Source organism: Ensifer sp. LBL (assembly GCF_050435225.1).
Classification (GTDB): domain Bacteria; phylum Pseudomonadota; class Alphaproteobacteria; order Rhizobiales; family Rhizobiaceae; genus Ensifer.
Window position 1 is genome coordinate 704,121 of the sequence record NZ_JBNDJY010000003.1, and the last position, 14,782, is coordinate 718,902.

Genomic DNA, 14,782 nt, shown 5'->3' on the forward strand with positions numbered 1-14,782 from the left:
TCCTCATTTCTTTTCCATGACGCATTGCAACGGATGCTGATGCTGCCGGGCGAAATCCATCACTTGCGTCACCTTGGTTTCGGCGACCTCATAGGTGAAGACGCCGCACTCTCCCACGCCGTGATTGTGGACGTGAAGCATGATGCGGGTCGCCTCTTCCGGGTTCTTTTGAAAGAAGCGCTCCAGAATATGGATGACAAATTCCATCGGCGTGTAATCGTCATTCAAAAGCAGAACACGATACAAACTCGGCTTTTTGGTCTTCGGCTTGGTACGCGTGATAACGGACGTGCTGCGGTTGTTGCCGTTCCCCTCATCATCGCTACCTTGCTGCATCCGGACCGGCATGGCGATCATTCTTGTCAGTTCCTTGTCCAGCAGCGACCCATCGAACTCGGCCGCAGCCTGCTTGCCCTTTATCTAATGGTTCGTTTTCAGATTTTAAGACCGAACCAACACACTGCAATCATAATCGCACGTTGACCGGCAAGATTGATCAACTTTCTTTGGGCTGCGCACAGCTTATGCGAAAAACAAAAAGGCCGGTCGCAAGCGCTGCGACCGGCCTTTTTATTGGGAAATTGTTCTAGCCGGTGATCAGGCTGCTGCAGCGGCTGCCTTGACTGCTGCCGTAGCCTTGGCAACCGGCGCTTCGTAGGGCTTGTAGGCGTCCTTGGCGAGGTCGGCATACATTTCACCGATCTTCGTTGCTTCGGCGACGAAGCCTTCGTAGCTCGACTTCACGAAGTTGGTCTGCAGTTCGAACGCAGCCTCGACGCTCTTGACGCTGGTCAGCTTTTCGACATGCGCGACGCTGTCCTCGAACGACTTCTTCGAAAAGTCAGCGGCTTCGGTCGCGATAGCCTGAAGACCCTTGGTCCAGGCGGAATAGCTCTTCACAGCCACGTCAATGGCTTCCTTGCTCTTCTTGTTTGCATCGTCGAAGTTGAACATCCGGTGTCTCCTTGGTGACGGCCTGATCTGGAGGCTTCAGTTTATGTGCACTGCACAAAAAGTCAAGACGAGTGTGCGATGCAATAAAATACAACAGATGCAACAACTTGATGAAATATCGCGGTCCGGCATGAAATTTCTTGCCGCATTCACTACAGCCCCAAGATGAGCAATGGCGAGCAATTGCCCAGCGAGACATCAACCTCCCGCACAAAACAATAAACCCCAAAAATCCCAGGGATTTTCGGGGTTTATACTGAAAGCGTCCGACGTTGAACCTTAGAGGTCGATGTCGAGGATCGCCATGGAGAAGTTGTAGGAAAGCTCGCCGTCTTCCTCGTCGCGGAAGACCACACCGAGGAACTCGTCACCGAGATAGACTTCAGCGGACTCGTCCTTCTTCGGGCGAGCCTTGACGACCATCTGCTGATTGAAGGTGCGCTTGAAATAGGCTTCAAGCTTGCGGATTTCTTCGGGCTTCAAAACACGTCTCCGTAGCCGTTTAAACTGTGCGGCGCTTCTCGCACGCTGCATCGGCGGGTGTAAACCCCTCGAAAGAGGCTACGCACCGGTTCCCGCATGTCAGATATCGAAGCTGGCAAGGATCTGGTCCATCTGGCGCGACGGCTCGGAACAACCGGCCTCGCCCACGACCTTTGCCGGTACGCCGGCCACGGTCGATTTCGGCGGCACCGGTTTCAGCACGACCGAACCGGCAGCAACGCGCGAGCAGTGCCCAATATGGATATTGCCGAGGATCTTGGCGCCGGCGCCGATCAGCACGCCATCGGCGATCTTCGGATGGCGATCGCTGCCCTCCTTGCCCGTGCCGCCAAGCGTCACGCCGTGCAGGATCGAGACATTGTCGCCGATGACGGCCGTCTCGCCGACAACGAGGCCGGTCGCATGATCAAGGAAGATGCCGCGGCCGATGCGGGCAGCAGGGTTGATATCGGTCTGGAAGACGCTGGACGCACGGCTCTGCAGGTAGAAGGCGAAATCCTTGCGGCCGCGCTTCAACAGCCAATGGGCCAGGCGATGCGTCTGGATCGCGTGGAAGCCTTTGAAATAGAGCACCGGCTCGAGGAATCGGGTGCAGGCGGGGTCGCGATCGTAGACGGCCTGGATATCGACACGCAGGATGGTGCCCCATTCCGGCCAGTCCTCGAGCATTTCAGAAAAGGTCTGGCGCAAAAGGTTCGCTTGCAGATCCGGGTGATCGAGCCTTTCGCAGATGCGGTAGATCACGCTTTCTTCGAGGGAATGCTGGTTGACCACGGTGGAATAGAGGAAGGCCGCGAGCATGGGGTCTTGCTCGGCGGCGACCCGGGCTTCTTCGCGCAGGCTATTCCAGATCGGGTCCATAACTTTCAGCGCTTCTGCCTGGCGAAGTTCGGTCTTGGCGACCATCGTCGCTCTCCTTCCTTGTCCGTGCCTGCCATCACTATAGGGGAAATCAGGCGTGACTTAAATGGCGTCTGGCGGCGACAACGATACGCTAGGCGCGATCGATCTCCGCCAGAAATTCGAGCACCGCTTTCTTGAAAACCCGGTCGCCGACGGCGAGCATATGGTCGCGGCCGGGAATGTCGAGCGCCCGCGCATGCGGCATCAACGCGGCAAGTTCTTCGGCCGATCCGGCGATATCATCGGTCGTCCCGACGCCGATCAGCGTCGGCTGCTCGATGCGCGCCATGTCCTGCGGCGTCAGCAGATCCCGCGACGTCGAGATACATGCCGCAAGCGCCCGCCGGTCACTCTTGGTCTGGTCGGCAAAAGCGCGGAACATGCGCCCGCGCGCATGGGTCACGTCGTCGAGCGACGGCGCCACGAGAGCATCGGCAATCGGATCCCAATCCCCTACCCCCGACACCATGCCGATGCCGAGGCCGCCGAAGACCAGCGAGCGCACGCGGTCGGGATACGCGAGCGCCAAGAAGGCCGAAATGCGCGCACCCATCGAATAGCCCATGACATGGGCTTCGGCGATCCCGAGATGCCCGAGCAATGCAGCGGCGTCACCCGCCATCTGCTGCGGGCGATAGAGTTCCGGGTCGTAGGGCTTGCTGCTCTTGCCGTGGCCGCGATTGTCGAGCGCGATGACGCGGTAGCCGGCATCGCCCAGCGTCTTCAGCCAGCCCGGAAACACCCAGTTGACGTTGGCGCTTGAGGCAAAGCCATGGATGAGCAGAATGGGCGCGCCGGACGGGTCGCCTTCATCGAAGAAAGCGATCTCCAGACCGTCATGATTGAAACGGGAAAACGGCGGCGGGGTGAGATCCATCTATTCATCCTCGGGCATATCGATCCGGCGCAACCTAGTTCGTCGCTTTGGCGGGCGAAACCCCGCACCGGCAAAAACCACAACTGCGGCAGCTTTGCCGCTACACATTTCCGGCAAAGCTGACTATGGTGCCGCCAAATTTGACCTTCAGACTTGCATTCATCGGAGCATGACATGGCCGGCCACAGCATCCCGCATTTCCAGAATGACGGCGGACATCAGGCAATCGAAATCGGCGTCAAGGAATTCATGTGCACCGGCGCATCCGTTCCCTACGATCACCCGCACATCTTCATCGACATGGGTGACGACAGCGAGAAGGTCTGCTCCTACTGCTCCACGCTCTACCGCTACAATCCGAAGCTGAAGGCGACCGAAACCAATCCCCCCGGCTGCCTCTTCGCCCATAAAGCCGCCTGATAAGCGGCGATGTCGCGCCCCGTCGCGATCATCGGCGCCGGCATCGGCGGCCTCACGGCTGCCCTGTGCCTCGCCCGGCGCGGCTTCGAAGTCGACATCATCGAGCGGGCAACGGCGCTGACCGAGGTCGGCGCCGGCCTGCAGCTCTCGCCGAACGCCTCCCGCATCCTCATCGAACTCGGCCTGCTTGCGCAGCTTGAGAGCGTATGGACGGAGCCCGAACGCATCGGGCTCGTTGATGGCCGCTCCTTGCGCGCGCTTGCCAACGTGTCGGCCGGAACCTTCGCGCGCCGCCGCTGGCATGCGCCCTATGGCGTTCTCCACCGCGCCAGCCTTCAGAAAATCCTGCTGCAGGCCGTTCAATCCGAACCGCGCTGCCGGCTCCACCTCGGGTGCCAGATCGACAAGCCCGGGGAACAGGCGATCGCGGACGTGACCGGGCGCAAGCCGGACGTCGTCATCGGCGCCGACGGCATCTGGTCGCGGTTGCGCGAGAGCGTGCCCGGCGCCGGCCGCGTCCGGTTTTCCGGCAATGTCGCCTGGCGCATGACACTTGCCGGCGACATCGGCGCGGGCGTGCTGAAGCGCGACGAGGTCACCGCCTTCCTCGGCCCGCACGCCCATCTCGTCGCTTATCCTCTACGGGAAGTCGGCGGCTTCAATCTCGTCGCCATCATCGAGGGCAAGGAGACCGACGCGGTCTGGGTCGGCAAGGATTCGGACGAGCGGCGCCAGGATTGCCTGAACGCCTTTTCCGGCTGGAACCCCGGCATCCGCTCTCTTCTCGAGAAGGCGGTAGCGCCCACCTACTGGCCGCTCTGCACCGTCGACGACGGCGCCTGGCAGGATGGGCAAAGGACTGTGCTGATCGGCGATGCGGCCCATGCAATGACGCCCTTTGCGGCCCAAGGTGCGGCCATGGCCATCGAGGACGCATTCGCGCTTGCGGCCTGCCTGTCTGAAGACCTCAGCGTCCCGGATTCCTTGCGGAAATTCGAGTCGCTTCGCCGGCCGCGCATCGCGCGTGTCCGCCGCCGCGCGGCCTTCAATCATTTCGCCTATCACGCCCGTGGCCCGGTGCGCATCGGCCGCGACATAGTGCTGAAGCTCAAGGGCGCCGACGCGCTCGCAGCCGACCTCGACTGGCTCTACGGCTACGGGGCGCCGGAACGCTAAGAACCAGCCGCAGCCCGCTGCAATTTAGCCCCGCTCACCCGGCGAACCTCCCCCAGAAAAGCAGAACGCCGCGGATAACCGCGGCGCCCGTTCCTTCCTTGTCAGACTGCGTTTGCCGCAGCCAGCCCCGCTTCGATATCGCGGCGGATATCCGGCACATCCTCGAGACCGATCTGCAGGCGGAGAACCGGTCCTTCCGTCGGCGCCAGCGCCACCTTGCGATCACCGAGACCGACGTGGACTGCGAGGCTTTCGAAGCCGCCCCAGGAATAGCCAAGCCCGAAGAGCCTGAGCGCATCGAGGAAGGCGTGCGCCTTGGCCTTGAAACGGTCCGGGCTCTCCGCCTTCAGCACGAAGGAGAAGATGCCGCTTGCGCCGGTAAAGTCGCGTTTCCAGAGTTCATGACCGGGGAAGCTCGGCAGCGCCGGATGCAGCACGCGAGCCACTTCGTCGCGTGTTTCCAGCCACTTCGCCAGCGTCAGGGCGCTTTCCTGGTGCCGCTCCAGGCGGATGCCCATGGTGCGCAGGCCACGCAGGATCTGATAGCTGTCATCGGGCGAGACGCAGACTCCGAGCGTCACCATCGCCTCCGTCAGGGCCGGCCAGTGCTCGGCATTGGCAGAGACGGTGCCGAAGAGCACGTCCGAATGGCCGGACGGATATTTGGTCGCCGCATGGATCGACACGTCGACGCCATGGTCGAGCGGCTTGAAGTAGACCGGCGTCGCCCAGGTGTTGTCCATGGTGACGATGCAGCCATGGCGATGGGCGGCATCGGCGATGGCGCGGATGTCCTGCATTTCGAAGGTGTTCGAGCCCGGCGCTTCGGTGTGCACCAGGCGCGTGTTCGGGCGGATCAGGCTTTCGATCGCCGCACCGATCATCGGATCGTAGTATTCGACCGTGACGCCGAGGCGCTTCAGCATCGTGTCGCAGAAGTGGCGCGTCGGGAAATAGACCGAGTCTACGATCAGGGCATGGTCGCCGGCCGAGAGATAGGCGAGGAACGGCACCGTGACCGCCGCCAGCCCCGAGGGCACGAGGATCGTTCCGGCGGAACCTTCGAGTTCGTTGATCGCGTCGCAGAGCGCGTCGGTGGTCGGCGTTCCACGGGTGCCGTAAGTGTACTTCTGCGCCCGCGTTTCCATCGTCTTGGCATTCGGGAACAGCACCGTGGAGGCGTGCACTACCGGCGGATTGACGAAGCCGAAGTAATCGGAGGGGTTGTTGCCGCTGTGGGCGAGACGCGTGTTGATGCCTGCCTTGCCGTTCACATTGCCACTGTCTGCCATTGCTCATTCCGCTTCTTGATTTCGAATGCAAAACTCTTCGAACGAGCCACAATCGCGGTCAAGTGTCAAAAATCACGGAGTGTCGTTTTGACCGTTGCATGGCCACTTTTGGCGATTTTTCCGCCAGAGCGTGCTTCGCACCCCCAAGATCTGCCTAACTTTCTGGCTTGTTTCGAGTTTTTCACATGCAAAACCAGAAAATCGGCGGCCTCTCTTGACCCTCATGAAATTTGAGCATGAGATAGCCGACACTCGCGCCAGGAGGGTGGCGGAGGCTCACCGCGCTAGGAGACGCGACGGTGCAGACTGGAACTAACGACAACAGAAAAAGGTTCTAAAAATGGCAAAAAGAATTCTGACAGCTCTCGTTGGCGCTGCTGTCATGGGGATTGGCACACAGGCGGCTTCGGGCGCTACTCTTGATGACGTCAAGGCCAAGGGCTTTGTCCAGTGCGGCGTGAACACCGGCCTCGCCGGCTTCGCAGCGCCGGACGCTTCGGGCAACTGGAGCGGCTTCGACGTAGACTACTGCAAGGCAATCGCCGCCGCGATCTTCGCGGATGGCAGCAAGGTCAAGTACACCCCGACGTCCGCCAAGGAACGCTTCCCGGCGCTGCAGTCGGGCGAAGTCGACGTCCTTGCCCGTAACACCACCTGGACGATCAACCGCGACACCGCGCTCGGCTTCAACTTCCGCCCGGTCAACTACTATGACGGCCAGGGCTTCATGGTTCGCAAGAGCCTGAACGTCAAGTCGGCGCTGGAACTCTCGGGCGCTGCCGTCTGCGTGCAGACGGGCACCACCACCGAACTCAACCTTGCCGACTACTTCAAGGCGAACAACCTGCAGTACAACCCGGTCGTCTTCGAAAAGCTTGAAGAGGTCAACGCCGCCTATGATGCCGGCCGTTGCGACGTTTACACGACCGACCAGTCCGGCCTTTATTCGCTGCGTCTGACGCTGTCGAAGCCGGACGATCACATGATCCTGCCGGAAATCATCTCGAAGGAGCCGCTCGGCCCGGCCGTGCGCCAGGGTGACGACCAGTGGTTCGATATCGTCAGCTGGACCCATTACGCATTGATCCAGGCTGAAGAGTTCGGCATCACCCAGGCCAACGTCGAAGAAATGAAGAAGTCCACCAACCCGGACGTTCAGCGCTTCCTCGGCGTCGAGGCTGACACCAAGATCGGTACCGACCTCGGTCTCACCAACGAATGGGCCGTGAACATCATCAAGGCCGTCGGCAACTACGGCGAAGTCTTCGACCGCAACATCGGCGCCGGCAGCCCGCTCAAGATCGAGCGCGGCCTCAACGCGCTGTGGAACAAGGGCGGCATCCAGTACGCTCCGCCGGTCCGCTAAGGCGAACCGATAATAAGGGGGAAGCGGACAACCGCTTCCCCATCCCAACGATAAAAACACCCAAAAGGGTGAAAAGGGGAAAAGAGGCATTGCATGGCGATTGGCGTCACAACTACGCCTGAGAAATCGAAAGCGTCCGGGTCGTTCATCAACGACCCTCAGGTCCGCGGCATATTCTATCAGGTCATCACCGTCGTCCTAGTCGGGGCCTTCGTCTATTGGGTGGCCGACAACACGATCGAAAACCTCAAACGGGCGAATATTGCTTCCGGCTATGACTTCCTCAGGGGGCGCGCCGGCTTCGACGTCGGGCAGTCACTGATCGCCTATACCAGCGATTCGACCTATCAGCGCGCACTGGTCGTCGGCCTGCTCAACACGCTGCTGGTCGCGGTCTGCGGTATTTTCACGGCGACCATCATCGGCTTTGCAGTCGGCATCGGCCGTCTGTCGCACAACTGGCTGATCGCAAAACTGTCGCTCGCCTATGTCGAGGTGTTCCGCAACATTCCGCCGCTGCTCGTGATCTTCTTCTGGTACAGCGGCGTTCTGGCGATCCTGCCGCAGCCGCGCGAATCGGCAGCGCTACCGCTGAACATGTTCCTCAACAACCGCGGCCTCGCCTTTCCGAAGCCGGTGCTCGGTGACGGCTGGCAGTACACGTTCTTCGCCTTCGTCATCGCGATCATCCTAAGCTTCGTCGTGGCGCATTACGCCCGCAAGAAGCAGGAGGCCACGGGACAACGTTTCCCGCTGCTCTGGACGGTTCTCGGGCTCATCATCGGCCTGCCGCTCCTGACGTTCTTCGCCACGGGATCGCCGATCACCTTCGACATTCCGGTTGCCGGCAAGTTCAACCTGACGGGCGGCTCGGTCATCGGGCCGGAGTTCCTCTCCCTGTTCCTGGCGCTGTCGTTCTACACCGCGGCCTTCATCGCCGAAATCGTGCGCGCCGGCATTCGCGGCGTGTCCAAGGGACAGACGGAAGCCGCCCACGCGCTCGGCATCCGGCCAGGCCTGACCACGCGCCTCGTCGTCGTTCCGCAGGCGCTGCGCATCATCATTCCGCCGCTCACCAGCCAGTATCTGAACCTGACCAAGAACTCGTCGCTCGCCGTCGCCATCGGCTATGCCGATCTCGTGGCCGTGGGCGGAACGATCCTCAACCAGACGGGACAGTCGATCGAAGTCGTGACGATCTGGATCATCGTCTACCTGTCGCTGAGCCTCACGACATCGCTGTTCATGAACTGGTTCAATGCCCGCATGGCCCTGGTGGAGAGATAAGATCATGAACACACACCAGGGAACTTTTGTCCGCGCCTCGATGATCGAGGGCTCCGCCCCGCCGGCAGCGGAGGGGGGCGTCGTCCGTTGGTTGCGCGAGAACCTCTTCGCCACGCCGAAGGATACGGTGCTGACCATCATCAGCTTGCTGTTGCTCGCATGGCTGGTGCCACCGGCCATCCAATGGCTCTTCGTCGATGCGGCATGGACAGGCGGTGGCCGCGGCGTCTGCGCAACGGTTGCGCAAGGCGGCAGCCAGCCGGAAGGCTGGAGCGGCGCCTGCTGGGCGTTCGTCAACGCCAAGATCGATCAGTTCGCCTATGGACGTTACCCGCTCGACGAGCGCTGGCGGCCGACCTTGGTCGGCGTTCTCTTCGTGCTCTTCCTTGTGCCGATGGCGATGCCGAAGGTCCCGTACAAGGGCATCAACGCCATCCTGCTCTTCGCCGTCCTGCCGATCATCGCGTTCATCATGCTTCCGGGCGGCTGGTTCGGCCTGACCTATGTCGAGACACCGCTCTGGGGCGGCCTGATGGTGACGCTGATCCTGTCTTACGTCGGCATCACCGTGTCTCTGCCGCTCGGCATTCTGCTGGCGCTCGGGCGGCGGTCGCATATGCCCGTGATCAAGATGCTCTGCACCGCCTTCATCGAGCTTGTGCGCGGCATTCCGCTGATCGCAGTGCTGTTCATGGCCAGCGTCATGCTGCCCTTGTTCCTGCCGCAGGGCGTGACCTTCGACAAGCTCCTGCGCGCGTTGATCGGCGTGTCGCTCTTCGCTTCGGCCTATATGGCGGAAGTGGTGCGCGGCGGCCTGCAGGCGATCCCGAAGGGGCAGTACGAGGGCGCGGATTCGCTCGGCCTCAGCTACTGGCAGAAGACGAACCTGATCGTCCTGCCGCAGGCGCTGAAGCTGGTGATCCCCGGCATCGTCAACACCTTCATCGGCCTTTTCAAGGACACGTCGCTGGTGTCGATCATCGGCATGTTCGATCTGCTAGGCATCGTTCGCTTCAACTTCACGGACGCCAACTGGGCTTCTTCGGTCACGCCGATCTCAGGGCTAATTTTCGCTGGCTTCATATTCTGGCTTTTCTGCTTCGGTATGTCGCGCTATTCAGGTTTCATGGAACGCGTGCTCGACACGGCCCATAAACGATAAAATGAGGGGAGGATCGCATGGCAAACGCAGCCACTGCTTCCAAAATGACCGTATCTGCGACTGACGTCGCGATCGAAATCACCGGAATGAACAAGTGGTACGGGGACTTTCACGTCCTTCGTGACATCAACCTGAAGGTCATGCGCGGCGAGCGCATCGTCATTGCCGGCCCGTCGGGCTCGGGCAAGTCGACGATGATCCGCTGCATCAACCGGCTGGAAGAGCACCAGAAGGGCAAGATCGTCGTCGACGGCATCGAGCTCACCAACGATCTGAAGAAGATCGACGAAGTGCGCCGCGAAGTCGGCATGGTGTTCCAGCACTTCAACCTCTTCCCGCACCTGACGATCCTCGAAAACTGCACGCTTGCTCCGATCTGGGTCCGCAAGATGCCGAAGAAGCAGGCCGAAGAAATCGCGATGCACTTCCTGAAGCGCGTCAAGATCCCGGAACAGGCACACAAGTATCCGGGCCAGCTCTCCGGCGGCCAACAGCAGCGCGTGGCGATCGCCCGCTCGCTGTGCATGAAGCCGAAGATCCTGCTGTTCGATGAGCCGACCTCGGCGCTCGACCCGGAAATGGTCAAGGAAGTGCTCGACACCATGGTGTCGCTCGCCGAAGAAGGCATGACCATGCTGTGCGTGACCCACGAAATGGGCTTCGCACGCCAGGTGGCCAACCGCGTGATCTTCATGGACCAGGGCCAGATCGTCGAGCAGAACTCGCCGGCCGAGTTCTTCGACAATCCGCAGCACGAGCGCACCAAGCTTTTCCTCAGCCAGATCCTGCACTAGGATCGGCCGAGACGACACGAAAAGAAGCCCGCCTCATCGAGGCGGGTTTTTTCGTCCTAGCCGTTCTCGATCCTACTCGACGCGATAGCGCAGGGTGCCAACCGACCAGTGGATGCCGCGCGTGTCGAGATCCTCTGTCCAGTTCTTCTGCAGCCGCGCGACGATCTCGCTCAAGGTCTCGCGCGCATCGACCTCCACCTTGAGGCCCCGCGCTATCGGCGCAAGATCGCTCAGGTCGACCGCATCGCTGACGACAAGCGCGACGAAAATGCCGTCCCCCTCACCCGATGCCTCGAAATCGAAGCCGTAATATTCATCCGGCAAGATCAGCGGCACGCCCGGCGCCAGCGTCGTGATCTTTTGCGCAAACTCGTTCGGGAAGATCTGTGTTGCCTTGCCCTGGCCGCTGACATCGAAAAGCAGGAGATTGCCGGCCGTGCGGCTGTTGACCGTCAGCTTGAAGACTTCGCCGGCCTTCAAGGTGGTCGGCCTATCGATAGAGAGCATGACATCGTCGGCTTCGCTCTTTCCGATGATATCGCCGACGGCATCGATGGCACTGGCCGCCTGATAGGTCGGCACCGCTGCGTTCGGCGCAATGGTATACGCGCCCTGCCCGTTGCCATCCGCATCGCGCTTTTCCGGCACCATCGCGCTGTCGCCGAGCGCCTCGGGCTTGCCTTCCAGTTGCGGGTCGAGATTGCCACATTGTTCCTGCGAGGCGCAGTAGGACGCAGATTGCGCCTTTACATACTCGAGAAGCTCGGCGTTGCTCGTCAATCCGTTGCCATTGGCATCGGCAGCGTCGCCGGTCTGGCCGGCGACGAAGGCTGCGGTGAAGACACCGTGCCGATCCGCGGTCGGAAGCCGGACATCGTCCCATGCGACCTGATAGGGCGCCGCCGCACTCCAGGCGATCACCCCGGCTTCGACGAGCTTCGGCTTGTCGACAAGGGCAAGATCGATCCGAAGGCCGCGGGTCAGAGCCTGCTCGACCGACTTGGCATCGGGACGCGGGAGAAAGCGGGCGCCTTCGATAGGTTTCGCGATGTCCTCGGACAGCGACCGAGAGATCGTGCCGGAGTGACAGGCATCGATCACGACCGTCACCGCGCGCCCCTTCAGGCGCTCCAGCACCACATCTATCTCGTCGTCGAGGACAGCGCCTTGCCAATCCGTCTCGCCGGCAGCGATGTCGGCAGGCGCAATCGCTTCATCCAGCCCATCCGCCTCATCGCCATCCGCATCCTTCACCTGCAGTCCGTGGCCTGAAAAATAGAGATAGACGCGATCACCGGGCTTGGTCGCATCGACGAGCCAGCCGTTCATGGATGACAGGATTTCCGCTCTGGTCGCCTGCCCGTCCTTCAGCACGCGGATCGACGTACTGTCGAAGCCGAGCCGTTCCGTAAGCAGCTTTTGCATCGCGATGAGATCGTTCGCCGGTCCCGGTAGCGAAAACTCCGCCGGCAGGTTCTGATAGTTGCCGACCCCGATCAGCAAAGCCCGATCGCCGGCGACCGCAGGAGCGGCGAGCAGCGTGAAACACGCAAGGATATGGAAGAACGACACCCGCGATCTGAGGCTCGCGCTCATTGGCCCTGACCTCTCGTGTAAAGCGGTTGAACGGCAATCGTACTTTCGCTCCCCTCCAGGCGCGTTTCGAGCAAGCGCAGCAACGCCGCGGCATCGAGGTTCGAATTGGCAAAGGCAGCTGCGATCGCATCGACAGGCGCATTGGTCGCGATGGCGACCAGATGGTCCGCGCCGAAGGGTTTGACCACTTCCAGGTCACGCAGCTTGAAGGCATGGCTTTCGCTTCCGGCAATCTGCACGTCGAGCAACTGCGCTTCACCTGTGTTGGCGAGGTTGAAGACCAGCATGTTGGCATAGCCGCCCTGCGGCGCCTCCACATTCAGGCGGTCGCCGGCAAAATAGATGTCCTTGACGGGTTTTAGCGAAACGGCCCCCGGGCTCTGCGCCGCAAGCGCCTTCAGAAAATCCACCAGGATGAATTTGTCGACCACGCCCTGGAGCCTTTCGGGCGCGACATGTTCGGCAGCGACGTCCCCGTTCGGCGTATAGAAGACCCCGGATGCCGCCTCCCACCGATAGGGCATGCCATTGCCGCCGATATTGGCAAGATCAGGCATCTCACCGACGACGCGCAATGGCAGCGTACCCGTCCATCCGGTTTCGCGCGGCGACTTCAGCGTCTGCCTCGCGCCGCTCGCTGTTGGCGCCACGCCGACCTTGGCGCTGCGCGGCAGGGACAGCACGATCTCCTTGTCGGAGCGCGCCAGCTGCGGCGTGAAGTTCGGCACCTGCAGGGCTTCCGATTGCAGCTTGACGTTGGAAAAAACGTAGTCTTCGAGTTCGACCCGCGAAATCCGCCCGTCGCCATCGCGATCGGCAGCGCCTTCCAATGCACGGGCAAAGCTCCAGCTCAGGGCGCCGCGCGGCTCGCCGCCGATCACCACCTCCGGCGTCGGCTGGCTTTCCAGCGATGCGGCGAGGATCGTCACCTGCGACAGCTCCACATCCCTCACCTTGGCGCCGGTCAGCGCCTCCTTCGACGGCGGCGGCACCTTGGCGCGCACCATCGGCGCCAGCCGCGTCTTGCCGGAGATCGAGCGGTTCATGCCGCCGGAATAACAGCTGTCGGAGACGAAGAGCACGTGAATGCCCTTGGCTTCCGCCTCCGCGAACCAGGCGCTGAGTTCGTTGTCGACGATGATTTCGCTCGCCGTCTCCTCGGCACGTGCCCGGTCGAAGCCCGGCAATTCCAGAAATTCGTCGAGCCCGTCCTCCTCGCTGCCGGCGACCAGTTCCGGCATCTGCGCACCGTGCCCGGCATAGGTGAAGACGATCGTATCGCCACGCGTCGCACCCGCGACCAAATCGGTCCAGGCGGAGCGTATGGCCGCCTTCGTTGCCTGTTCATTGACGAACTGGCGGATCGGGCCGACATCTGCCGCCTTCAGCGCCTGCGCCACATCGAGCGCATCCTTGACCGCACCGTCGAGGCTCACTTCGTGCGGATAGACATCGACGCCGACAACAAGCGCCGAGGTCGCCGCGTTGGCGTATGCAGGCAAGGCGATCAAGCCTGTCGCCAACAGGATTTCGCGCAGCCCCTTCACTTGCCCACATCCACTTCCACCCGCCGGTCGAGCTGGTTCAGCATCATCTCGTCATAGGCACTTGGATCGTCCGGCTTGAACGGCTCCTCCTCGCCTTTGCCGACAACGGTCCAGGTGCCGGGATAGCCTGCATCGACAAGGTAATGCGCCAGGGCCTCGGCACGGGCGATCGACAAGACCATGTTCGCCTCGGGTGTGCCGACCGGGTCGGTGTGACCGATCAGGGTGATTGCGGGCGGCTTTGCCGACTTCAGGCACTCGAACAGATCCTTGGCCGACTCGAGACCTTCAGGCGTGAACTCGGCCGTGCCGAAGACATAGCGCACCGGCGTCGCCTTCTTCCGGATCGAGACACCGCGATAAGAGAACTTGCAGGCGCCGCGCGCGGCGAGCTTGACCGGCTTGGTTGCAGCGAGCCGCATTTCCGAGGCCAGGCGGTCCAGCCGTTCGATATAGGCCTTGTCCGGCGCCATCCAATCGGGCGTCAGCTCCTCGTTTGCCGCATCTTCCAGTGCCTGCTGATAGGCTGTCGCCGCGGCGTCGTAATCCTTGCGCTCGCGCTTGATATCGCCGAGCGCGTCGAGGATCTGCCAGGGGCCGCCGGCGTCGCGGCTTGCGGCCGTCAGCTCCGTTTCGAAGGTCTCAAGCTTGGCGCCCTGCCCCACGGCCGCTGCAATGCGGTTGAAGGTTGCGAGCGCCACAACGCGCCGGGTCAGCGCGATCTCGGTCGCCGAGCAGCCTTTCATGTTTAAGGGATCGGCCGCCACCTTGGTGCCGGCCTCGTCGGCGCGGTTCAGCGCCTCCGAAGCCAGGCGAAGGCCGTCGCAGGCCACGGCTGGCGCGGTGAAGACCGCCAAAGCGGCCGAAGCGAGGAGAAATGCCCGTAGCTGAACCATGGCTCGCC

The 14,782-nt window shown here is 61.8% G+C and carries 15 protein-coding genes; 6 read left to right on the forward strand and 9 right to left on the reverse strand.

The window, feature by feature from the left end; translation table 11 throughout:
- Positions 1 to 3: 3 nt before the first annotated feature.
- The 5 genes from clpS to OKW20_RS15050 form a co-directional block, all read right to left on the reverse strand.
- On the reverse strand, positions 4 to 357 hold the full coding sequence (gene clpS / locus OKW20_RS15030) for an ATP-dependent Clp protease adapter ClpS (RefSeq protein WP_043622145.1): 354 nt from the start codon (positions 355 to 357) through the stop codon (positions 4 to 6).
- 240 nt (positions 358 to 597) lie between these two features.
- Positions 598 to 954 (reverse strand): phasin family protein, encoded by a 357-nt coding sequence (locus OKW20_RS15035; RefSeq protein ID WP_034796735.1) that lies wholly within the window; start codon positions 952 to 954, stop codon positions 598 to 600.
- 279 nt (positions 955 to 1,233) lie between these two features.
- On the reverse strand, positions 1,234 to 1,437 hold the full coding sequence (locus OKW20_RS15040) for a DUF3126 family protein (RefSeq protein ID WP_034796738.1): 204 nt from the start codon (positions 1,435 to 1,437) through the stop codon (positions 1,234 to 1,236).
- Between the two features lie 99 nt (positions 1,438 to 1,536).
- Complete coding sequence (gene cysE, locus OKW20_RS15045) at positions 1,537 to 2,364, reverse strand: serine O-acetyltransferase (RefSeq protein ID WP_192446032.1); 828 nt, start codon at positions 2,362 to 2,364, stop codon at positions 1,537 to 1,539.
- An 88-nt stretch (positions 2,365 to 2,452) separates the two neighbouring features.
- The gene (locus OKW20_RS15050) at positions 2,453 to 3,238 is read right to left on the reverse strand and encodes an alpha/beta fold hydrolase (RefSeq protein ID WP_429173256.1); all 786 of its coding nucleotides are present in this window, start codon (positions 3,236 to 3,238) and stop codon (positions 2,453 to 2,455) included.
- A 174-nt stretch (positions 3,239 to 3,412) separates the two neighbouring features.
- Between OKW20_RS15050 and OKW20_RS15055 the strand changes: the two genes are divergently transcribed.
- Positions 3,413 to 3,658 carry a zinc-finger domain-containing protein gene (locus OKW20_RS15055; RefSeq protein ID WP_043622135.1) on the forward strand — a complete coding sequence of 82 codons (246 nt, stop codon included), beginning with the start codon at positions 3,413 to 3,415 and terminating at the stop codon, positions 3,656 to 3,658.
- Positions 3,659 to 3,667: 9 nt separating this feature from the next.
- Positions 3,668 to 4,834, forward strand: coding sequence for an FAD-dependent monooxygenase (locus tag OKW20_RS15060; protein ID WP_429173259.1), 1,167 nt, complete (start codon positions 3,668 to 3,670; stop codon positions 4,832 to 4,834).
- A 101-nt stretch (positions 4,835 to 4,935) separates the two neighbouring features.
- Here OKW20_RS15060 and OKW20_RS15065 read toward each other — a convergent pair whose 3' ends face one another.
- Complete coding sequence (locus OKW20_RS15065; protein WP_043622129.1) at positions 4,936 to 6,126, reverse strand: cystathionine beta-lyase; 1,191 nt, start codon at positions 6,124 to 6,126, stop codon at positions 4,936 to 4,938.
- Between the two features lie 340 nt (positions 6,127 to 6,466).
- Here OKW20_RS15065 and OKW20_RS15070 point away from each other — a divergent pair, with 340 nt between their 5' ends.
- The 4 genes from OKW20_RS15070 (at position 6,467) to OKW20_RS15085 (ending at position 10,735) form a co-directional block, all read left to right on the forward strand.
- A complete protein-coding gene (locus OKW20_RS15070; protein ID WP_402316972.1) occupies positions 6,467 to 7,492 on the forward strand; it encodes an amino acid ABC transporter substrate-binding protein in 1,026 nt (341 codons plus the stop codon).
- A gap of 93 nt (positions 7,493 to 7,585) precedes the next feature.
- Positions 7,586 to 8,779: an amino acid ABC transporter permease gene (locus OKW20_RS15075; RefSeq protein WP_402316969.1), complete on the forward strand. Its 1,194-nt coding sequence runs from the start codon at positions 7,586 to 7,588 to the stop codon at positions 8,777 to 8,779.
- A 4-nt stretch (positions 8,780 to 8,783) separates the two neighbouring features.
- Positions 8,784 to 9,941 (forward strand): amino acid ABC transporter permease, encoded by a 1,158-nt coding sequence (locus OKW20_RS15080; RefSeq protein WP_043622120.1) that lies wholly within the window; start codon positions 8,784 to 8,786, stop codon positions 9,939 to 9,941.
- A 17-nt stretch (positions 9,942 to 9,958) separates the two neighbouring features.
- On the forward strand, positions 9,959 to 10,735 hold the full coding sequence (locus OKW20_RS15085; RefSeq protein ID WP_043622118.1) for an amino acid ABC transporter ATP-binding protein: 777 nt from the start codon (positions 9,959 to 9,961) through the stop codon (positions 10,733 to 10,735).
- Positions 10,736 to 10,807: 72 nt separating this feature from the next.
- On the opposite strand, the gene OKW20_RS15090 is transcribed toward OKW20_RS15085, so the two are convergent.
- The 3 genes from OKW20_RS15090 to OKW20_RS15100 are packed head-to-tail and all read right to left on the reverse strand — an operon-like array spanning position 10,808 to position 14,774.
- A complete protein-coding gene (locus tag OKW20_RS15090; protein WP_429173263.1) occupies positions 10,808 to 12,331 on the reverse strand; it encodes a caspase family protein in 1,524 nt (507 codons plus the stop codon).
- A complete protein-coding gene (locus OKW20_RS15095) occupies positions 12,328 to 13,878 on the reverse strand; it encodes a caspase family protein (RefSeq protein WP_429173266.1) in 1,551 nt (516 codons plus the stop codon). Before OKW20_RS15095 ends, OKW20_RS15090 begins: the two co-directional genes overlap by 4 nt.
- Entirely contained in the window at positions 13,875 to 14,774 is a 900-nt protein-coding gene (locus OKW20_RS15100) for an OmpA family protein (protein WP_429173268.1), read from the reverse strand. The genes OKW20_RS15095 and OKW20_RS15100 overlap by 4 nt, the downstream gene beginning before the upstream one ends.
- Positions 14,775 to 14,782: the final 8 nt, after the last annotated feature.

What these genes read in the sequence shown, in the direction of transcription:
- cysE (WP_192446032.1), bottom strand. Translation starts at nt 2,364, where the DNA reads ATGGTCGCCAAGACCGAACTTCGCCAGGCAGAAGCGCTGAAAGTTATG.
- OKW20_RS15055 (WP_043622135.1), top strand. Translation starts at nt 3,413, where the DNA reads ATGGCCGGCCACAGCATCCCGCATTTCCAGAATGACGGCGGACATCAG.
- OKW20_RS15050 (WP_429173256.1), bottom strand. Translation starts at nt 3,238, where the DNA reads ATGGATCTCACCCCGCCGCCGTTTTCCCGTTTCAATCATGACGGTCTG.
- OKW20_RS15080 (WP_043622120.1), top strand. Translation starts at nt 8,784, where the DNA reads ATGAACACACACCAGGGAACTTTTGTCCGCGCCTCGATGATCGAGGGC.
- OKW20_RS15035 (WP_034796735.1), bottom strand. Translation starts at nt 954, where the DNA reads ATGTTCAACTTCGACGATGCAAACAAGAAGAGCAAGGAAGCCATTGAC.
- OKW20_RS15090 (WP_429173263.1), bottom strand. Translation starts at nt 12,331, where the DNA reads ATGAGCGCGAGCCTCAGATCGCGGGTGTCGTTCTTCCATATCCTTGCG.
- OKW20_RS15065 (WP_043622129.1), bottom strand. Translation starts at nt 6,126, where the DNA reads ATGGCAGACAGTGGCAATGTGAACGGCAAGGCAGGCATCAACACGCGT.
- OKW20_RS15070 (WP_402316972.1), top strand. Translation starts at nt 6,467, where the DNA reads ATGGCAAAAAGAATTCTGACAGCTCTCGTTGGCGCTGCTGTCATGGGG.
- OKW20_RS15075 (WP_402316969.1), top strand. Translation starts at nt 7,586, where the DNA reads ATGGCGATTGGCGTCACAACTACGCCTGAGAAATCGAAAGCGTCCGGG.
- OKW20_RS15060 (WP_429173259.1), top strand. Translation starts at nt 3,668, where the DNA reads ATGTCGCGCCCCGTCGCGATCATCGGCGCCGGCATCGGCGGCCTCACG.
- clpS (WP_043622145.1), bottom strand. Translation starts at nt 357, where the DNA reads ATGATCGCCATGCCGGTCCGGATGCAGCAAGGTAGCGATGATGAGGGG.
- OKW20_RS15085 (WP_043622118.1), top strand. Translation starts at nt 9,959, where the DNA reads ATGGCAAACGCAGCCACTGCTTCCAAAATGACCGTATCTGCGACTGAC.
- OKW20_RS15100 (WP_429173268.1), bottom strand. Translation starts at nt 14,774, where the DNA reads ATGGTTCAGCTACGGGCATTTCTCCTCGCTTCGGCCGCTTTGGCGGTC.